The sequence below is a fragment of the Paenibacillus auburnensis genome, from assembly GCF_927798115.1.
GTDB lineage: Bacteria > Bacillota > Bacilli > Paenibacillales > Paenibacillaceae > Paenibacillus_AQ > Paenibacillus_AQ auburnensis.
The window spans coordinates 2,260,894-2,279,105 of sequence record NZ_CAKMMG010000001.1 but is presented as its reverse complement, the minus strand read 5'-3'; the positions used below and the strand labels follow the sequence as shown (position 1 = coordinate 2,279,105).

The window sequence follows — 18,212 nt, the reverse complement described above, 5'->3', positions numbered from 1 at the left end:
ATTGACAAACGAAAAGAGAAGTGTTAAATTAACTATATAAAATATAGTAAATATAAAATTAATAGTTAAATATAGAGCTGAACCACAACTCATTAAGGAGGAGAGCATTATGGAACAGTCCGCTGCAGTTAAAAGGGATATAAGTGAAGTCAGAAAGGTTGTTCTAAACCAGGTGAGTGCAATCCATTCGGCAGGACCGGTACTTGAACCGGGAAATTGGGCGAAGCATGATCCTTTTCTGCTGATGATGGAGGATAAGTTCCAGAAGGGATCCTTTGACATTCACCCCCACCGCGGAATGGAGACGGTAACGTATGTGATCTCTGGACAGATCGAACATTACGACACCCACAGCGGGGAAGGCGGGGTGCTCGGGCCGGGGGATGTGCAGTGGATGACGGCAGGCAGCGGAGTTGAGCATAATGAAGTGCCCTCTGAAGGGATGACTGCGCATTCCCTGCAGCTTTGGGTGAATCTGCCGAAGGTGCACAAGATGACTACGCCGCGTTATCAGAATTTGAAAAGCGGGGATATGCCTGTACGGCAGGAAGCTGGCGCAGCCATAAAAGTTTTCTCCGGATCTTCCAAGGGAGTGGCTGGTCCAATCCGCAACTATGTTCCGGTAACGATGGTGGAGATGACCATTGAGCCGGGTTATACAGTCACGCAGGATTTGCCGGGCAGCTACAACGGGTTCATCTATGTTCTTGAAGGCGACGGAACCTTTGGAAACAACAAAGCAGCGGCTTCTAAAGGCCAAGTCTTATGGCTTGGTGAAGGCGGCAGCGGAGAAAGTGAAGTGGATATTACGGCAGGAGGGAAGCTGCGGGTGCTGTTATATGCAGGTGAACCTGTCCGCGAACCAGTAGTCGCCAGAGGACCGTTCGTTATGAATACGGAAAGAGAGATTACGGTGGCGTTCAGTGAGTACCGGCAGGGGACTTTTTTGAAATAAGATCTGTGAAGTAAAAATAGTATGGAAATGGGCAAGGTCATCCTTACGGGGATGGCCTTTTTTTTAGGTATATATAAGACGATGTGATATTAAGCAGATTTGGGATTGTGGATGAAGACTATAAAATGTAGTAAACTTAGAAGCCTGGAAATAATTCCATATTTTATCAAGGGGGACTATATGCAGGAACAACTGGCACGTGCGAATAAGGCGGCTTGGGAATCGAAGGCATATCAGGCTTGGGTAGAGCATCACGGATCTCCGGACGAGCTGGCCCGTAAATTATTAATAGACCCGCGGCACCCTTTGCGTTATTGGTTAAAGTACCTTGGTGATCCAACAGGAAAGAAAGTAATCAACCTGCTGGGTTCCCATGGCATGAAAGCGATCGCGTTAGCCGTGTTAGGCGCTGAGGTTACCGTGGTCGATATTTCTGAAGAAAATTGTAAGTATGCCTGTGAGGTTGCGGCTGCTGCGGGGATCCCTTTGAACTATATCTGCTCAGATGTATTGCATATTCCGGATGAAGAGGCGCTGGGCCAATTTGATATTGTATTGATGGAGTTTGGGATTTTGCATTATTTTACCGATCTAAATGACATTTTTGCTCTGGTCAGCAGAAGATTAGGCGCAAATGGCCGGTTGATGTTAACGGACTTTCATCCGTTTGCCAGGACATGGAGGACAACGGTAAATCTTCAGCATCCGACAGGGAATTATTTTGACGACACAATCCAGGAAGGCGAAATTGCCTTTGCTAAGCTGCTTCCTGAAAAAGAACGTTCGGGATTGGGGAGGGTTTTGACGCGGGGATGGACGGTTGGCGATATTATAACGGCAGTGGCCTCTAACGGGTTATATATCCGTACCTTTGAAGAGATACCTAATGCCCAGGACCCGAGTTTTCCGGAATTTTATACGCTGATTGCTGACAAATGTGATGTTCAACAGAGGAGCTTACGGACCGGTCCGGATGAAGGCTAAAGTTTGCCTATTCACCCAGTCGGCCAGCGGCTAATTTACATAGTCTATGGTGTACTCAATTATGAAGGAGGAATTTGGAATGGGTTGTTACGGTGAAAATGTAAGTCCGGTTGGTGGAGCTAACTGCGGCGGTGGATATGCTAGCCCCTTCACTTCTAGTGCTGCAATTCTGGTATTGTTCATTCTGCTCGTAATTATTACTAAATCCTTCTGGGTATAGAGCCTGGGAGTGCAACTTAAGCAAACATTTAGCACTGCTTCAGATTCGTTTAAGCTTCGGGATCTATATTAAATACATGACCCCCAGTGAATAGACCTTGACCCTGCCGGATGACCGGTAGGGTCACTTTTTTTGCCGTTATAGAACATGAGCTTAAGGTATTGCAAGATCTGTCTGATTTAAAAATAATTAAAGAAAGCCGGCGATTGACGGTTTGGGAGTAGCCATCTATGGGTAACTCCCTCTTTGAAGGATTGAGAAAAATCTGAAAACCGGAAGGAGGGAATCCTGTGTATTTTGATCAGTCACCTTATGAAGTTAAGTTGGACTGGGGACGGAGAGGGGCAAGGGCAGCAGCAGAGCGCGGGGACATTGTGATTATTGTAGACGTGCTTAGCTTCTCGTCTACGGTAGTAACGGCGGTTCAGCATAAAGCCAATATTTATCCGTATCCTCCGCCGATTAATGAAACCGCCAAAGCTTATGCCAAGGAGCTTGGTGCCGAAATGGTCTGGGGAAGATCGGAAGCTATAAGAGTGGGCGGCCACTCCTTATCGCCGTTGTCCTTCAGCTCAGCCGACTATGCCCGTGACTTTGTATTATGTTCCTTGAACGGTGCAGCCTGTACATGGATTGCAGCACAAGTGCCGGCTCTGCTTGTCGGCTGTCTGTTAAATGCTTCTGCTGTTGCAGATACTGCTAACCGGCTAAAGCTTGAAATGGACGTGAATATTACGGTAATCCCCTGCGGCGAGAAGTGGTCTGATGTTAAAGAGGGTGAGGATGAACTGCGCCCGGGCATCGAGGATTACCTGGGTGCAGGTCTGATTCTCTCCCGGTTAGCCGGAACGAAATCTCCGGAAGCGGAGGTGTGCATTGGCGCTGTGAAGTCCTCCGGTCATCGGATCAGGGATTTGATCTGGGAGTCTGCCAGCGGCCGTGAGCTACGGGAACGCGGATATGAAGATGATGTCACGTACTGCTGCCAAGCAGATATCAGCTATGCGGTACCGGTGCTGCAAGAAAACAGGTTTGTAAATGCCGGCGATCCCGTTTAAGCAGGACAGATTTTAGCTCATATTCAGCCGGATTTCATAATGGCTTAAGCTGGAGGCTGTATAGTAAGGACATACCCCCTAGTAATTGATATAGACCTTGCCGGAAGCCGGCGGGGTCATTTTTTTGCGGAAATACTTGTAGATAGGATAAAAAAAGTTACCGGATATGCCGGTGATGGATGAGATTTCTGTCTTCGTTTCTTTCCAGCACAGCCATCAATTGCCCCTGGAACACCCGCCTCTGAATCTGGTCAATCCGCTGTATGGCCAGTTCCTCCGGAACCTGAAACGTTGTGGCAATGTAGTGGATGGCATCCTCGCGCAGCTCCGGTAACGGTCGCGCAGAGATCATGGAGTAGGGCATAGCCGCATAAAGAATAAACCGCTCCGATTCGTCCTGCTGAGCCTGTGTAAAGTGTCCGGGCATCAGGATACGGCTTCCGGCATGACGGAGCAGATGGCAGAGCTCATGGAGAAATTCCAGGCGCTGCAGCTCGGGGGGGAGGCGGTTGTCGAGAAACATGGTGTACATCCCGGCAGAGGCCTCAATGCTCTTGCTCCGCACATCCAGATAATGAACCCAGATATTCAGCCGTTCGGCGATATAATTTACCGATATGTCCGACGGCAGCCGCACTTGCAAACGCTGATATAAATCCTCGGTCCAGTTCTCCAGGGCGGTCATTTGGTAATAAGACTGCATGTCATCACCTCGATATAGGATCGTATGTTCGTATTTAAGGGAAAAAGAAAAGCCCGAAGGGGCTAGTAGTTGCCGGATTCATACCGGAACTGATGTTCTTATGTATCTAAGCATAATGCAATTAAACCTGAATATCAAGTGTTTTTCCAAGGTTCGGATGAGGGCTCTGCTGGAGCATTTGGGCTATATTCTGCCCTTGAAGCTCAGCGGTATTCTTGGCAATACTCATGACCTGCAGCCCGACAGCCTGCTGTAAGGACGCCTGGCTCATTGCAATGGATAGAGCGGCAATGTCCATTTCGTACCTCCTGAATGGGTTATATCCCGTATTTTTGTGAATGCTGGCCAATTAGAATCCCAGGTTTGCCAGCCTTCCTTTAATGTATATCGTCCGGATAGAGCGGTTTATTTAGGCGAAGCGGATATTGTTTGCCGGTTGGCCCAGGCTGCCGGTCTCCCGGCAACATATTCTGTGCTGTGTAAGAGATGAACTTGAGAATCACGTTTCATGCATTTCATATCTCAGAGGAGGAATTAATGATGGGTGCAGATTATGGTTGCGGTTGCGGAAATAATGTTGGCGGAGTGAACCAGGGACCTCCGACGGTTACGCCGGTTGTAAGCCCATGGACCTCAACGAGTGCCATTCTGGTACTGTTCATCCTGCTGGTTATTATCACCAAGGCCTGTATATTCTAAAGGACTTTATGGTAAGTGCAGCCCCGTCAGGCAGAGTGCCTAAGCGGGGCTTTCACTTGGAATTATGTGTTATCACGATCATGTTGCATAAAGAACATTTGTTCGCATATAATACATATAATTATTACGGGAATTGTGATAAGGGGGACTTAAAGTGAAGGCAAGAGAATTGGAAAAGCTGATCGGACAAGTAATTGAAATCATCTACGAGGACAAATCGGGCAAAATCACCCAGCGCAGCGTCGAGGTGCACGGAATTAAAGGGGACCTGCTGCGGGCCACTTGCTTAACTACAGGCGGTCCCAGGGTATTCAGAACCGGAAGTATTCTGGCCTGGCGGCGGGCCAAGGCACGTCATGCTGGATGATACTGCCCGCAAGCTGCTGCGGATTATGTGTCACTTCAGAAGCCACTTTGGGCGGATGCCGCAGCTTAAAGAGCTTGCTAGGCTTAGCGGGCGGAGAGAGGCTCAAGTGATGTCCGGCCTTCGTGAACTGGCACTGCAGGGGTTTATCCAATGGCAGCCGCCCCAGCCCGTAGAGGCAGCGGTAGTTCTCATTGCATGGGAAAGTCCGGAGCCAGGGGCTAAAGTGCCCGGCAGCGGCAGCGGTCACTGGACCGATTGAAGGACTCGCAGAGAGGTTGATAGCCTTTGAAATTGCCAAAGCCCCCTGCCGATGCTGACGGCAGGGGGCTAATTCATACGTATGCGGTTCAAGTTTACTTGAACATGAACTCTACCCGGGTTCCGTCGGCATAACCTTCCAGCTGATTGCCAACCCAGCTTCCGGCCCCGCGGTTGTCACTGGGCGTTATGTATTCAATGTCGGCACCGCTGCCGCCTTCGGCACACATTGCCATCGGCCATTCATCACGGTCGTAGCCCTTTTTGGTCGGCACGCCGGATAAGGATTCCTTGCGGTTCTCCTCGGCATCTTCCCGGCTGATGGTGCAGACGGCTGATTCACCGCTCTCAATCGCTTCCTGGATATGCTCGGCGGTTTCGGGATAACGGTCTGCCGGGAACTCCAGTTGTACGATTTCAGAGTCATCTGTAGAAGATGGAGCGGTGGGCGGGTTATTTTCCTCAAACCAGTAAGCCACCAGGACCAGCAGTAGAATGATGATAAGAGTGGAGATGAATTTCTGTTTTTTCACATGCTCCTCCTAAGGTGTGGGGGTCATAAAGTCTCTGCCTAATAAGTATTATATCTTAAAACAAACGGCTTTTAGTATACTAAATTAGGATAAGGTTACCATTCACGAAGTGAATTTTGGCCGAACCCTGCGGTGAGGCATAAGCTTGCAAAACGTTTAGGAGGACAAGCACATGGAAGTTGAGATTTCGATTGAGGATCAGACCCTGGTAGCTTCTGCCAAGGAGATTATCAGAAAACGATATGCATGGGAGCGGCATCATGTCAGTGCGGCATTGCGCACGAAGACAGGGGAGATTTTCACAGCCGTTCATCTGGAGGCAAATCTGCCGCGGGTTAGCGTATGTGCCGAGGCGATGGTTATTGGTAAAGCGATATCAGAGGGATATCAGGAGTTCGACACCATTGTTGCCGTGAGGCACCCGGATCCGGACAGTGAGGATAGAGAGATCAAGGTGGTATCGCCATGCGGGATGTGCCGGGAGCTGATCGCGGATTACGCCAAGGATTGCAAGGTGATTGTACCTGCGGAAGGAACCTTGGCCAAAGTGGATATTCTTGAGCTTTTGCCGCTGCGGTATGCGAGGTAAGTGACAGTTAGTGACAGCAATAGCCGTAATGGTAATCATACATATTGAAAAAATGAATATTTTGCCGAATGCTCAACATTCGCCGCGTCCTTGTCCCGGTTGTCCCCATACAATGGTATAAAAGGTTGGTGGGAAAAATGGAACAACGCATCCTCCGGGATCTGCTCGATTCGGCGTCGCGGCTGGTGAATGATGTCCGCTGGCAGGCGTCTTTCCGCAGCTTGGTGATGGAACCTGCCGATACGGCTCTTGCGCCCCCGGCGAAAAGCTTGCTGAAGAAGCTGTATTCGCTGCAGGGCAAGGGCATCATCAGCGGACAGCATGATTATCTGGAGAGTCCGGATGAGTACAGTAATAAGCTGAAGAATACCGGAGGATTCTATCCCGGACTTCACGGCTATGAGCTGGGGGCGATAAGCAACCAGACGGAGGCGGTTATTGCCAGCCAGCGGCAGGCGGTGGTGGATAGTGCCGTTCGCTGGCATAAGGCCGGGGGAATCGTGACGATGAGCTATCATGCGAATCTGCCGGGGACGGCTCCGGCCTGGTCCAATGTCTCCATGAGCCTCAGCGAGGCTGACTTTGCCAGATATATAACGCCGGGTACTGTCCAGTATACCGCGCTGCTGGCAGATCTCGACAAGGCGGCGCTGTCCTTACAACAACTGAGTAATGCAGGTGTTCCTGTCCTATGGAGGCCGTACCACGAGATGAACGGGGGATGGTTCTGGTGGGGGCAGAAAAGCCGCTTCTCCGAGCTATGGAACCTTATGTTCGAACGGTACACGGGTTATCACGGGCTGCACAATCTCCTGTGGGTATGGAGTCCGAATGCCAAAAATCAGTGGTCGGGCGAGCCTGTGGACTATTATCCCGGTGCCGGCAGGGTAGACGTACTGGCCCTTGATATTTACGATGGAGATTTCAAGGCAAGCCACCATGACGGACTGTGGGACCTGGGACGCGGTAAGCTGATCGCCATAGGGGAAAACGGAGAGCTGCCTTCTCCGGCAGTCCTTGCAAGTTCCCAGAGCAAATGGTCCTACCAGATGACCTGGGGCAAGCTGCTGTATGAGAAGAATACGGACGCTGTGATTAAGGCTTATATGAAGAACAGTTTTGTAATCACCCGGGATGAATATAGGTTTATGCCTGCGGGAACGGAAATAACAACTGCTGCGGGAGTTAAAGGGGAGTATTTCAACAATATTACACTAAGCGGAGCTCCGGTACTGGTTCGTACAGATCCGGCGGTCAACTTCGTCTGGAGACAGTCCAGTCCTGATCCGGCGGTAGCCTCCGACAACTTCTCTGTGCGCTGGAGCGGCTGGCTGAAAGCGGAATTCAGCGAGAGCTATACCATTTATTCTTCTTCGGATGACGGCATCCGGGTGTGGATTGACGGGGGATTGGTGATTGACAGCTGGATTAAACAGAGCGGACAGGAGCGAAAAGGCAGCGTGAATCTGACCGCCGGCAGGCTGCATGAGCTGAGAGTAGAGTACTTCGAAAACCAGGGCGATGCCAAAGCAGTGCTGATGTGGGAAAGCCCCAGCCAGCCCAAAGTCATTATTCCAGCCGGGGCCTATATTCTTGCTGACTGAACGGCAATCAAATCTGTTCGCGGTAGCTGATATTATTGGCGGTTTTTTCGTCACGCACCGCTTTGCGGAGCACATCCTTAACCGTAAGCACTTTGCGGATCTTGCGGAACAGCAGCTGCGGGGACGAAGCGTCATCGGAGAATATCGTCAGAGTCCCGATGCCGAGCAGACGGTCCGGAAGGGTCTGATCCACCGAGAAGTCATTGACCCGCAGCAGCTCGATTTCTTCCAGATCTTTGCCGATGAGTCCCGTCTTCACCATAATCCGCTGGCTGGTAATCGTATATCTGGTCGTGTTGAGACCAATCAGGCCCTTGAGCCGGTCAGAGATGCCGGCAGGTTTTCCCTGCCAGAGCTCGGTTTCCGGGCCTCCCCCGGAGGCGGAGCCACCCGCAGGACGACGCGGGGCAGCGGAAGCGGCGGTGTCCGTACCCGCTCCGCATTCTCCGCAGAATTTGGCGCCTTGCTTATATTCAGCGCCACAGCTGGTACAATAAGGCATAGATATCTTCCTTTCTTACTACAGGATGAGATTATATTTATTATAGCAGGGATTTCCAGTCACTATGGAGGTCTCTTTGCTATGAATGCGCTTTATTTATAGGGGGTGGGGATTTCGAGTCCTTTTTACATAAAATTTCATTTGCACTTTACAAAACCCGCCATTATTCTGTTAAGTGGAGGGATTAGAAATGAGAAAAACCTTACTGACAGTTTTGCTTATAATGGTCGTTGTCCTCAGCGCGTGCAGCAATGATAGTTCTGCACCTGCTTCAGAGGAAGAAGTGCAGGAAACTGTACAGAACTTTTACAATGAAATGTCGAAATTCGATGAGATGGGCAAATCATCTCTGGAGAGCTTCAATACAACACTGACTTCTTATTCGACAGGAAAAGCAACTGACAAAGAACTGGAGAAAGCGGTTGATGAATTCCAGGACACAGCATCGGATATTGCCGATCAGGTCAAGGATGTGAAGATCTCCAAGAAGCTGCCGAAGAATGTCCAGACATTGCTAAGGGATGCTGCAATTGCGTTCCAAAGCGCCTATTCTATTAAAGAACAGGCTTCGCAAGGCGCAGTTTCCCCGGAGGTTACTAAGGATGAGTTCAACGCTTTGAATCAGCAGGCGGATGTGGCAATGCTGTACGGCATCTCCAAGCTGAATGAAGCGAGAGTAGCTGTAGGGCTGCTTGAAGAAGACAGCGCGGCTGAAGCTGAGCTGGGAACAACTGCCGGAACTGCAGCGGAGACAGACGGAGCGGCAGATACTGCCAAGAAGAGCGGCGCAAATGCCGGTACCTCTGCGGTTACAGGCTCAGAGTCAGGCAATACGGCGAATTAGAGATTTTTCCGGTGATCAGGTATTCCAATAAAGGCGCTGCACAGCTTGAGGGTGCGCGCCTTTTGCATGCAGTCCGAAGCTTGGCGCTAGGGCTGTTATCTGCCTGCTGGCAGCTTTTTCTGCTTGATAAATAGGCAGCTGTGCGGATATAATACAAACATACGTTCGTATTGTGTGAAGTGCAACTGATCTTATCCAACTGGAAGGAGAGCGGAAATGAGCAAAAAGCTGGAGGATCGCGGCCTGCTTGAGCGTAAGAGCCGGATTAGCAGGGAGGAGCTGGAGACACTGCGCCGCGGCAAGCTACTGCTGGATGCGGAGAAGCTGGAGGAAATCGAGTGTACGCTGGCGCTGTCGCTGCGGACCCATGTTCGGGTAACAGTGATTGTATATGATCTCTCCGGGAACAAGCTGCTGAACGGATTTGTTACCTCCATTCATACCCACTCGCGTGAGATTAAGCTGCAGTGGGCAGAGGAATGGAAATGGATTAACGTAGACGACATAGTAGAGGTTTACATAGTCTAGAGGTTTATTTTGCGGCGGAGGCTTCCGTTTTCTCATAAGCAATAAGCGTAACGGCGTTGTTGCCGGTTAATTGGGCAATAGCCGCTTCGGCTTGCCGGATAATCTCTACCGCATTCTCCTGGTCGCTAAGTGCGGCTACCTTGTAGCTGTCGCTGTGAATGTCCATAGACTCATCCCACCTTTCGCGGGTAGTGTGGCCTCTTTTGCGGATATTCATTCAATTGGACATCTATGCGTTGACCCTGGGGGAACCGTACAAGCAAAGTGGGAAGAGGGGGCATTTACTATACCAGGGGGTGAGTACATGCTGACTTTAGATCAGGTGAAGAGTAAATCAGCAGGCTGGCTGGGCAAGCTTCATCCCGTTCTGCTGGCTGGTGCGAGTGCGCTAATCCAAAGGTGCTACGCCAAAGGAATTCCGATCGTCATTACCCAGGGGATGCGGACCATTGCTGAGCAGAATGCGCTTTATGCGCAAGGCCGGACAACCAAGGGAAACATTGTGACCAATGCCAGAGGAGGCAGCAGCTACCATAACTATGGTCTGGCGATTGACTTTGCCCTGCTTCTGCCGGACGGGAAAAGCATTTCCTGGGATACCTCCCGCGACGGGAACAACGATAGGCTTGCGGACTGGCAGCAGGTGGCGCAGGAGGCGAAGAAGCTCGGCTTCGCATGGGGCGGGGACTGGACTTCTTTTAAAGACTATTCTCATCTGGAGATGACCTTCGGGCTTACCACTGAGCAGCTCCGGGCCGGTAAACAGCCGACGGTACAGCAGGTGAAGGATGCCTTAGCCCTGATTAATGGAACCGGCAGCGAGACGGATCCGGCCATCACCGTTACATTAAATGGAGTCAAGATTACCAGCGGTTTTCTGGAGGACGGAACCACCTTCGCGCCAGTACGGGCGGTGGCCGAGGCGCTTGGAGCCACAGTATCTTATGATCCGGTGAACAGGACAGTAAACCTCGTCAGAGAATAAGGATTGCTTGCATAGATGATGCTCGATGTGGGGAAATTATCAGCGAGATACCACACTATCCTCAAAGGGGGCATACATCTTGAACAAGCTGATCACAAGCCTGGCATGCGGTACAGTGTTATCACTTAGCCTGCTGGGATCCGGTTATGCAGCCAATGCAGCCGGTACTGGCGGAGGAATGAGCACAACCATTCCAGACACCGGGACAACGGGTACAAGAACAGAAGGAATACGTGAGATGAACGGTACAGGCACCCATCTGATGAATCAGGGCAATAACATGATGAATCAGACCACGGGATCCATGCGTAAAGGTGAGAACATGGTGAGGGACGCGGTCACTCCTGGCGATAACAATAGGGTCTCTCCGCTGAACAACACAACGCAGACCGGCAGATACCGGGCCACCAGTACAACCACCAATGCCAACAACAATGATGACAACGACTCGAACTGGGGCTGGCTCGGCTTAGTCGGCCTCCTGGGCCTGGCCGGCATGCGCAGTAGAAGCACTGAACGTGACCGCCGCTAGTTCATCCTAAGCCTTACAGAGCAAAGCCCGTCCCGCTAATCCGGAACGGGCTTTTGCTATAAATAAAAAAACATCGGAATTTAGATTGCGTGTTCACCAAATACGTGATATTATATTTCTTGTCGCGTTACAACGCACATATTATGCCGGGGTGGCGGAACAGGCAGACGCACAGGACTTAAAATCCTGCGGTACGTGAGTACCGTACGGGTTCGACCCCCGTCCTCGGCACTACAGTGAAAACCTTGAGAAATCAAGGTTTTTTTGTGTTTAAAAATTGGAATTCGTAATAATGGTGCAGTCCTTGCGGAGTGATGATATCCGAGGGGCTGTTTTTTTTTCGTCAACTTTGGCGTTACGCGAATAAACCCTCCTCATATTGATAACTTAAAATGGACATGTCTATAATAAGCGGTATGAAGGGGGGAGCAGACGATTCGCTATTTATACGAATTTATTCAGCATCAGGATGATCTGCCGATGAAGCTCTTCGTGAACTCTGTGCAGCATATTGATTTTCATTGGCATAAGGAAGTTGAGGTCCTGTATGTTCTCCACGGCTCGGTCAACATGTATCTGGACCAGAAGCAATATACGCTCCAGGAAGATGATATTCTCGTGATTAACAGCATGTCGGTTCACAAAATTGAGCGGACCCACCAGGATAATGTGCTGTTAACCCTGCAGTTCGGCCCCGAGCTGCTAAATAATAATGCGTATATCTCCTGCAACTCCGCCGGCAATTCCGGGCAGGACCCATCCCGGCTGCACAGCATCAAACAGAATCTTGCGCAAATGGTGTGGGAGATTAACAAGAAATCGCCGGGTTATCAAAGCTACACCATAGGCAGATTACAGATGTTATGCGGATGCCTGCTGAGATATTTTTCAGACGGGACGAATCCGGCGACGGCAGAAGGAAGCAAGGATAATGATTATAAAAGACTGAACAGTGTCCTCACATACATTGACCGCCACTATAATGAGAAGATTACGCTGCAGGATATGGCGGACTCCGAGCATTTAAGCCTGCATTATTTTTCCCACTTCTTTACGGACAAAATCGGAATCCCCTTTCAAAAGTATTTGACGCTTATCCGTTTGGAGAAGGCCCAGATCCAGCTGGCGGAGAGCGATAGAACCATTTCCGATATTGCCCTGGATTGCGGATTTGCCAACGTGAAGCTGTTTAACAAATATTTTAAGGAAAAATATGGATGCACACCGGGTTCCTACCGGGAAGCCTCGCTCGCACCAGAGCTGCACCGGCTGAATCTGACCCGCAAGCCCAAAACGTATGAGGAATCCTCAAGCGGAGATTATTATGAGATGGACACGATGAATGCCATAGGATCGCTGTACCGCTATCTGGAGGTCAAAACGGATGCGGATCAGTCCAGCGTTCCGATGTCGGCTGCCCTTGCGGGTGCCCCCGAACGGATTGAGGTTCGTACAGACCAGGCAGCGACTACTTATACAAAGCACTGGAATATTACCACGACGGCCGGAAGAGCGGTAGAAGGATTGCGCGAGGATTGGCGGAAGCAGCTGTCTGCCTTGAAGGGGACAATCCCGTTTCGTTATATCCGGTTTCACGGCATTTTTAATGATGAGATGATGGTATACAGTGAAAATGAAGACGGCACACCGGTCTACAACTGGTCTTATGTAGACAAGCTGTATGATTTTCTTCTAGAGCAGGGAGTCCGGCCATTCGTGGAATTGAGCTTTATGCCGGGCCAGCTGGCGAGGTCCAGAGAAACACTGTTCTGGTGGAGAGGCAATATCAGTCCGCCGTCAGATCCCGCCAAGTGGGAAGCGCTGGTCCGGGCATTCATCCGTCATTGTCTGAACCGTTACGGGGCGGATGAGGTGAAGCAGTGGTATTTCGAAGTATGGAACGAGCCTGATCTGGCGGGGGTCTGCTGGGCAGGCAGCAAAGAAGAGTACTTTGCCTTTTACGAATCCACCGTTCATGCGATTAAATCGGTGCTGCCGGAGCTGAGAGCAGGCGGTCCCGCCATGGGGTACGGTTCGATCTGGAACGATACCTGGGCGGAGGATTTTTTAGCTTACTGCCGCTCGCGGGAGGTGCCGCTCGATTTCTTTTCATTCCATATTTATTCGGAATACCCCAAGCTAAAAACGGAAGAGGGCCGTTTGACCCGGATCATGCCCCCGGCATTTTTTAAAGAAAGCATTGACCGTGTGCGGCAAAAAATGAATGCGGCCTCGTACAGTGACGTTGAGCTTCATATTACCGAGTGGAACTTTTCACTTTATGACCGAAACCTGCTTCACGATACGATGTTTATGGCGCCGTTTGTCATTTACCAGTCGATGAACACGCTCGGGGACGTGAATGCGATGGCCTACTGGTCCTTTACCGATGTTTTTGAAGAAAGTGTTGTTCCCGCTTCTCCGTTCTATGGAGGCTTTGGCTTAATCAACCGTGACGGGCTGAAGAAGCCTGCGTATTATGCGTTTGAGCTGATGCAGAAGCTGGGTGACAAGCTGCTTATACAGGGAGACGGTTATATCGGAACTCGGAAAAGCGACGGAAGCCTGCAATTTCTGTTCTATCACTACGTGCATGTGGATCAGCTGTTTGCGAATGGAGACTGGTCGGAGCTATCCGGTTCAACCCGTTATGATGTATTTGAGGAAAAAGGCAGCAAAGCCTTTGAAATCACACTAACTCTGCTCACAGGGCCCTATAAATGCACCAGCTATCAGCTGGACCGGGAGCATGGGTCGGTATTTGATGAGTGGATGACTATGGGAGCGCCTGATTTTTTAACGCAGGAGGAGATTCAGTATTTAAACAGCAGAAGCGGTCCGGTCATCCGGACAGAGCTTATACAGAAGGAAGACTGGCACAAAGAAATTGTACTCCCGCCTCATGGGGTGCTGCTGCTCCAGCTCGAAAGGCAGTTTTAATCGGGAAAACACATCAATCAAACATCCCTTTTTGCTGAAGGGGTGTTTTTTGTTGTTTATTTTGGATCGAAGCAGACAAGCTAGTACAGAAGGCAAGAAGTAGGCAAAATACGAACCCGGATGCGGCAAGTTACAACAAGAAAACGGTATCATTAATCTCTATACTAGGGTTGTAGCAGTTAAGAGAAAGACAGGGGGAATTTAGATGAAGCGTTTCATGAAGTGGATGACAGAATCGTTTGCACCTAGATTGGAGGCGTTTACAAATAATCTCTGGGTGGCATCCATTCAGGAAGCCATTATGGTGGCGATCCCGATGATTTTTATCGGCTCGATTATCACACTCATTTCTATCTTGAAGGATTTCATTCCGGGGATGCCGGATCTTACACCCATCACGACCTTTAGCTTCGGGTTATTGGGGTTGTTTATTGCTTTTTTAACGCCGTATACCGTCATGGAAAAAAGAGAGCGTCACAAAATCAAGCTGCTGGCGGGAATGAGCGGGGTCTCTCTCTTCGTGATGCTGCTTAACCCGACCCTAAATGAAGACGGAACCATTCAGTTCATTCTGGAACGGTTTGGACCTTCGGGTATGATTACGGCACTCCTAGTTGGCGTGTTTGTTGCTCTCGTCATGAATATCTGCAATAAGTTCTCGTTCTTCAAAAAAAGGTTCTTCCCTTCCGGAGTTTATTATGGACTGGTTCGATTTTCTCGTACCGATTGCCCTGATCTTAACTACAGGATGGGTTTTGGTATATCCGCTTCACTTCGATATTTTTGCGCTGATTGTAAATGTGTTCGAGCCTATCAATGCCATGGGTCAAAGTCTTACCGGCTTTGTATTGTTCAACTTTATCGGCGTGGTGCTGTATTCCTTCGGCGTAAGCCCATGGGTGATGACTCCGATTTGGTACGCCATATGGATCCCTGCCATTGAACAGAATGCAGCCCTCGTCGCAGCCGGGCAGGATCCGGTCAACATCAATACGTTCGAAACCTTCTTCTCCGGCTGGCTGGGTATCGGTGGGATGGGTGCCACGCTGCCTTTAGTTGTCTGGTTCCTGCTGGCCCGGTCCAAAAAGCTGAAGTCCGTCGGCAAAGCGACGATCCTTCCGTCCTTGTTCAATATTAATGAGCCGGTAGTGTACGGGGCGCCGATTGCGTTCAATCCGCTGCTTATGGTACCGATGTGGATTAACGGGCTGATCACGCCGATTCTCGTGTATATCGTCCTCGATATGGGGCTGGTGCGGATTCCAAGCCAAATCTTCCAGTTGTGGTATACCCCGATTGGGCTCTCTACCTACCTGATGAGCGGATTTAACGGAGTTATTCTGCTGGCGGTGGTCCTGCTGATTGTGTTTGCTGTCTGGTTCCCGTTTTTCAAGCTGTACGATGCCCAGGAGCTGAAAAAGGAACAGGAAAACTAAACTGATAATAAAGGATGGAGCAGCATGAATAAATCACCTGATGAATTGTTGAAGGAATTGACGCTTACCGAAAAAGCCTCCCTTTGTGCGGGACTGAATATGTGGATGACCAAAGGGATCGAGCGGTTAAACATCCCGCCTGTTCATATGTATGACGGAACCAATGGTATCCGCAAGACGAACAGTAATGAAGAGATGGGTATCACCACGGAAAATGTACCGGCAACCTGTTACCCGACAGGGTCTGCGATCGGCTCTTCCTGGAATACAGCGTTGCTGCATGAGGTAGGCGTGGCGCTTGGACAGGAGTCCAAAACGATGGAGGTAGAGCTGCTGCTCGGTCCGGGCGTCAATATGAAAAGAACACCGCTTGGCGGAAGAAATTTCGAATACTATTCGGAGGATCCCTGCCTGACGGGCGAGCTTGGCGCTGCATTCATTAACGGTATCCAAAGCGAAGGCGTTGGAGCCTCGGTTAAGCACTTTGCAGGCAACAACCAGGAGTTCGAGAAAATGGTGACCAGCTCGGAAATCGATGAGCGGACGCTTCGTGAAATTTACCTGAGCGCCTTTGAACGGATTATTAAGAAATCAGATCCCTGGACGGTCATGTGTTCCTATAACTTGCTGAACGGAACTTATACCAGCGAGAATGAACATTTGCTAAATGATATTTTAAGAGAAGAGTGGGGTTATGACGGCGTTGTCCTGTCCGACTGGACAGCCGTTAATGACCGGATACGCGGTCTAAAGGCCGGACTTGACCTTGAAATGCCGGGTCCCGCCCATTACAATGCCAAAGCAATAGTAGAGGCGGTTCAGGAGGGGAAGCTTTCCGAAGAACAGCTGGACAAGAGTGTGAGCCGTATCCTGAAGCTGGTTGAACGGGTTACCGGAAACAAAGCTGCGGACAGAGAGGCAAATGCAGATTACCATACGCTTGCCCGTAAAGCCGCGGCCGAAAGCATCGTGCTGCTGAAGAACGATAACGCGGTTCTCCCGCTGCGGCCGGAAACGGCTTCGTCGATTGCGGTAATCGGACGTTTTGCGGTGAAGCCGAGAATCCAGGGGGCTGGCAGTGCCAAGGTTACGCCTACAAGAGTCGATATCCCTTTGGATGAAATCAAAGAGATGGCAGGTACTTTGGCTACTGTGAACTATACGGCCGGATACCCGGAAGATGATTCCGTGAATGAAGACCTTATTAAGGAAAGTGTAACGCTGGCAAGAAACGCCGATGTGGCGGTTCTGTTCGTAGGCCAGCCGGAATATGCCGAATCTGAAATGCATGATTTGAAGGACATTGAGCTTCCGGAACATCAGGTCAAGCTGATTCAGGCGGTTGCAGCCGTTCAGCCAAAATGTATCGTGGTAACAAGCAGCGGCTCGGCGCTGGTCATGCGTCCATGGGTGCAGCATGTTCCTGCCGTCATCCATTCCTGGCTGTCGGGTCAAGGCATGGGCAGAGCAATAGCGGAAGTATTGTTCGGTTACACGAATCCTTCAGGCAAACTGTCGGAGACCTTCCCTGTGAAGCTATCGGATAATCCTTCACATATGCGGATCCGCGGAGAGAACGGCAAGCTGTATTACCGCGAAGGCCTGTTCGTGGGTTACCGTTACTACGACCGTAAGGAGCTGGCGCCGCAATTCCCGTTCGGACACGGTCTGTCCTACACTACCTTTGCCTATACGGACCTGGAAGTGGTGCAGCACGGGACTTGCGTCAAAGTATCTTTTCAACTGGCCAATACAGGCAAGCGCAGAGGGAAGGAAGTCGTTCAGCTGTACGTACACGATGAAGAGTGCAAGTGGACCCGTCCGGAGAAGGAGCTGAAGGCTTTTGCCAAGGTTGAGCTTGATCCGGGTGAGAAGCAGACGATCGTCTTTGAGCTGGAGGAGAGAGATTTCTCATACTTCAATACCAAGTATAACCGTTGGGTCGCAGACACGGGATACTTCCAAATTCTCCTGGGCAGCTCATCCAAGGACATCCGGATCACGGGAAGATTGCACTGTGACTTCGGCAAGGAAGAAATCACGTTCCACAAATTCAGCCTTCTCAGCGAATGGGTGAGTGACCCCGCCGCAAAAGCCGTATTGGAAGAGTGTCTGAATGAAATGAATGAGCACGTTATAGACAAAGTATTTCTTAACGAGGAGTTCATCGGCTTCTGGGAGGACTTCCCGATGGTGAAGGTATTCCAGATGTTCGGCCAGACCTGGATGAACGAACGGTCACCGGATGAGGTGATTCAGGAGCTTATTGAACGGGTTGAGCGGGTGCGGAATAATTAAATATGTAATTATGTTGAGAAGAACGACTATGCCCTTGTTTAGGGTGGTCGTTCTTTTTTATATTTTTAAAGAAACAGGAAAAATGTCGGACCGATCCTTTTTTTAAATGGGGCTAATAAAGGCCGTCAGTTCAACAAAGTGAATTCAGCAATTTTTTTAACACCGGCTTTCAGTTTA

21 protein-coding genes, 1 tRNA gene and 1 pseudogene are annotated in these 18,212 nt (G+C 50.1%); 18 read left to right on the top strand and 5 right to left on the bottom strand.

What is annotated here, in order from left to right:
- Positions 1 to 109 precede the first annotated feature (109 nt).
- From L6H70_RS10560 to L6H70_RS10545, 4 genes are all read left to right on the top strand, one after another.
- Positions 110 to 955, top strand: coding sequence for a pirin family protein (locus tag L6H70_RS10560; protein WP_236332592.1), 846 nt, complete (start codon positions 110 to 112; stop codon positions 953 to 955).
- 180 nt (positions 956 to 1,135) lie between these two features.
- Positions 1,136 to 1,939 carry a class I SAM-dependent methyltransferase gene (locus tag L6H70_RS10555; RefSeq protein ID WP_236332590.1) on the top strand — a complete coding sequence of 268 codons (804 nt, stop codon included), beginning with the start codon at positions 1,136 to 1,138 and terminating at the stop codon, positions 1,937 to 1,939.
- Between the two features lie 79 nt (positions 1,940 to 2,018).
- Complete coding sequence (locus tag L6H70_RS10550) at positions 2,019 to 2,159, top strand: hypothetical protein (RefSeq protein WP_159067788.1); 141 nt, start codon at positions 2,019 to 2,021, stop codon at positions 2,157 to 2,159.
- Between the two features lie 290 nt (positions 2,160 to 2,449).
- On the top strand, positions 2,450 to 3,217 hold the full coding sequence (locus L6H70_RS10545) for a 2-phosphosulfolactate phosphatase (RefSeq protein ID WP_236332588.1): 768 nt from the start codon (positions 2,450 to 2,452) through the stop codon (positions 3,215 to 3,217).
- A 157-nt stretch (positions 3,218 to 3,374) separates the two neighbouring features.
- Here L6H70_RS10545 and L6H70_RS10540 read toward each other — a convergent pair whose 3' ends face one another.
- Together L6H70_RS10540 and L6H70_RS10535 are read right to left on the bottom strand one after the other, a co-directional pair.
- Positions 3,375 to 3,920, bottom strand: coding sequence for an ImmA/IrrE family metallo-endopeptidase (locus L6H70_RS10540; RefSeq protein WP_236332586.1), 546 nt, complete (start codon positions 3,918 to 3,920; stop codon positions 3,375 to 3,377).
- A 121-nt stretch (positions 3,921 to 4,041) separates the two neighbouring features.
- The gene (locus tag L6H70_RS10535; RefSeq protein WP_236332585.1) at positions 4,042 to 4,218 is read right to left on the bottom strand and encodes a YjfB family protein; all 177 of its coding nucleotides are present in this window, start codon (positions 4,216 to 4,218) and stop codon (positions 4,042 to 4,044) included.
- A 242-nt stretch (positions 4,219 to 4,460) separates the two neighbouring features.
- Here L6H70_RS10535 and L6H70_RS10530 point away from each other — a divergent pair, with 242 nt between their 5' ends.
- From L6H70_RS10530 to L6H70_RS10520, 3 genes are all read left to right on the top strand, one after another.
- The gene (locus tag L6H70_RS10530) at positions 4,461 to 4,619 is read left to right on the top strand and encodes a YjcZ family sporulation protein (protein WP_236333276.1); all 159 of its coding nucleotides are present in this window, start codon (positions 4,461 to 4,463) and stop codon (positions 4,617 to 4,619) included.
- 154 nt (positions 4,620 to 4,773) lie between these two features.
- The gene (locus tag L6H70_RS10525; RefSeq protein WP_236332583.1) at positions 4,774 to 4,986 is read left to right on the top strand and encodes a hypothetical protein; all 213 of its coding nucleotides are present in this window, start codon (positions 4,774 to 4,776) and stop codon (positions 4,984 to 4,986) included.
- Positions 4,976 to 5,245, top strand: coding sequence for a LexA family transcriptional regulator (locus L6H70_RS10520; protein WP_236332581.1), 270 nt, complete (start codon positions 4,976 to 4,978; stop codon positions 5,243 to 5,245). Before L6H70_RS10525 ends, L6H70_RS10520 begins: the two co-directional genes overlap by 11 nt.
- Before the next feature lie 94 nt (positions 5,246 to 5,339).
- Here L6H70_RS10520 and L6H70_RS10515 read toward each other — a convergent pair whose 3' ends face one another.
- A complete protein-coding gene (locus L6H70_RS10515) occupies positions 5,340 to 5,777 on the bottom strand; it encodes a NucA/NucB deoxyribonuclease domain-containing protein (RefSeq protein ID WP_236332579.1) in 438 nt (145 codons plus the stop codon).
- A 172-nt stretch (positions 5,778 to 5,949) separates the two neighbouring features.
- Between L6H70_RS10515 and L6H70_RS10510 the strand changes: the two genes are divergently transcribed.
- Together L6H70_RS10510 and L6H70_RS10505 are read left to right on the top strand one after the other, a co-directional pair.
- On the top strand, positions 5,950 to 6,366 hold the full coding sequence (locus tag L6H70_RS10510) for a cytidine deaminase (protein WP_236332577.1): 417 nt from the start codon (positions 5,950 to 5,952) through the stop codon (positions 6,364 to 6,366).
- A gap of 137 nt (positions 6,367 to 6,503) precedes the next feature.
- Entirely contained in the window at positions 6,504 to 7,970 is a 1,467-nt protein-coding gene (locus tag L6H70_RS10505) for a glycosyl hydrolase (RefSeq protein ID WP_236332575.1), read from the top strand.
- Between the two features lie 7 nt (positions 7,971 to 7,977).
- Here L6H70_RS10505 and L6H70_RS10500 read toward each other — a convergent pair whose 3' ends face one another.
- Entirely contained in the window at positions 7,978 to 8,472 is a 495-nt protein-coding gene (locus L6H70_RS10500; protein ID WP_236332573.1) for a PH domain-containing protein, read from the bottom strand.
- 190 nt (positions 8,473 to 8,662) lie between these two features.
- Between L6H70_RS10500 and L6H70_RS10495 the strand changes: the two genes are divergently transcribed.
- Together L6H70_RS10495 and L6H70_RS10490 are read left to right on the top strand one after the other, a co-directional pair.
- Positions 8,663 to 9,316, top strand: a complete 654-nt coding sequence (locus L6H70_RS10495) for a hypothetical protein (RefSeq protein WP_236332570.1) — start codon at positions 8,663 to 8,665, stop codon at positions 9,314 to 9,316.
- A 216-nt stretch (positions 9,317 to 9,532) separates the two neighbouring features.
- Positions 9,533 to 9,844 carry a YolD-like family protein gene (locus tag L6H70_RS10490; protein WP_236332568.1) on the top strand — a complete coding sequence of 104 codons (312 nt, stop codon included), beginning with the start codon at positions 9,533 to 9,535 and terminating at the stop codon, positions 9,842 to 9,844.
- A 4-nt stretch (positions 9,845 to 9,848) separates the two neighbouring features.
- Here L6H70_RS10490 and L6H70_RS10485 read toward each other — a convergent pair whose 3' ends face one another.
- Entirely contained in the window at positions 9,849 to 10,010 is a 162-nt protein-coding gene (locus tag L6H70_RS10485) for a hypothetical protein (protein ID WP_236332566.1), read from the bottom strand.
- Between the two features lie 138 nt (positions 10,011 to 10,148).
- Here L6H70_RS10485 and L6H70_RS10480 point away from each other — a divergent pair, with 138 nt between their 5' ends.
- The 7 genes and pseudogenes from L6H70_RS10480 to L6H70_RS10455 all read left to right on the top strand — a co-directional run bounded on the left by L6H70_RS10480 (position 10,149) and on the right by L6H70_RS10455 (position 18,035).
- Complete coding sequence (locus tag L6H70_RS10480; protein ID WP_236332564.1) at positions 10,149 to 10,829, top strand: M15 family metallopeptidase; 681 nt, start codon at positions 10,149 to 10,151, stop codon at positions 10,827 to 10,829.
- A gap of 79 nt (positions 10,830 to 10,908) precedes the next feature.
- A complete protein-coding gene (locus L6H70_RS10475; protein WP_236332562.1) occupies positions 10,909 to 11,361 on the top strand; it encodes a WGxxGxxG family protein in 453 nt (150 codons plus the stop codon).
- Between the two features lie 145 nt (positions 11,362 to 11,506).
- Positions 11,507 to 11,592 (top strand) — tRNA-Leu (locus tag L6H70_RS10470).
- Between the two features lie 249 nt (positions 11,593 to 11,841).
- Positions 11,842 to 14,301, top strand: a complete 2,460-nt coding sequence (locus L6H70_RS10465) for a GH39 family glycosyl hydrolase (RefSeq protein ID WP_236332561.1) — start codon at positions 11,842 to 11,844, stop codon at positions 14,299 to 14,301.
- 205 nt (positions 14,302 to 14,506) lie between these two features.
- A pseudogene (locus L6H70_RS28805) lies at positions 14,507 to 14,902 on the top strand (PTS sugar transporter subunit IIC); the annotation flags it as partial.
- A gap of 97 nt (positions 14,903 to 14,999) precedes the next feature.
- The gene (locus L6H70_RS28800; protein ID WP_341482723.1) at positions 15,000 to 15,737 is read left to right on the top strand and encodes a PTS transporter subunit EIIC; all 738 of its coding nucleotides are present in this window, start codon (positions 15,000 to 15,002) and stop codon (positions 15,735 to 15,737) included.
- Positions 15,738 to 15,761: 24 nt separating this feature from the next.
- Entirely contained in the window at positions 15,762 to 18,035 is a 2,274-nt protein-coding gene (locus L6H70_RS10455; RefSeq protein WP_236332559.1) for a beta-glucosidase family protein, read from the top strand.
- Positions 18,036 to 18,212: the final 177 nt, after the last annotated feature.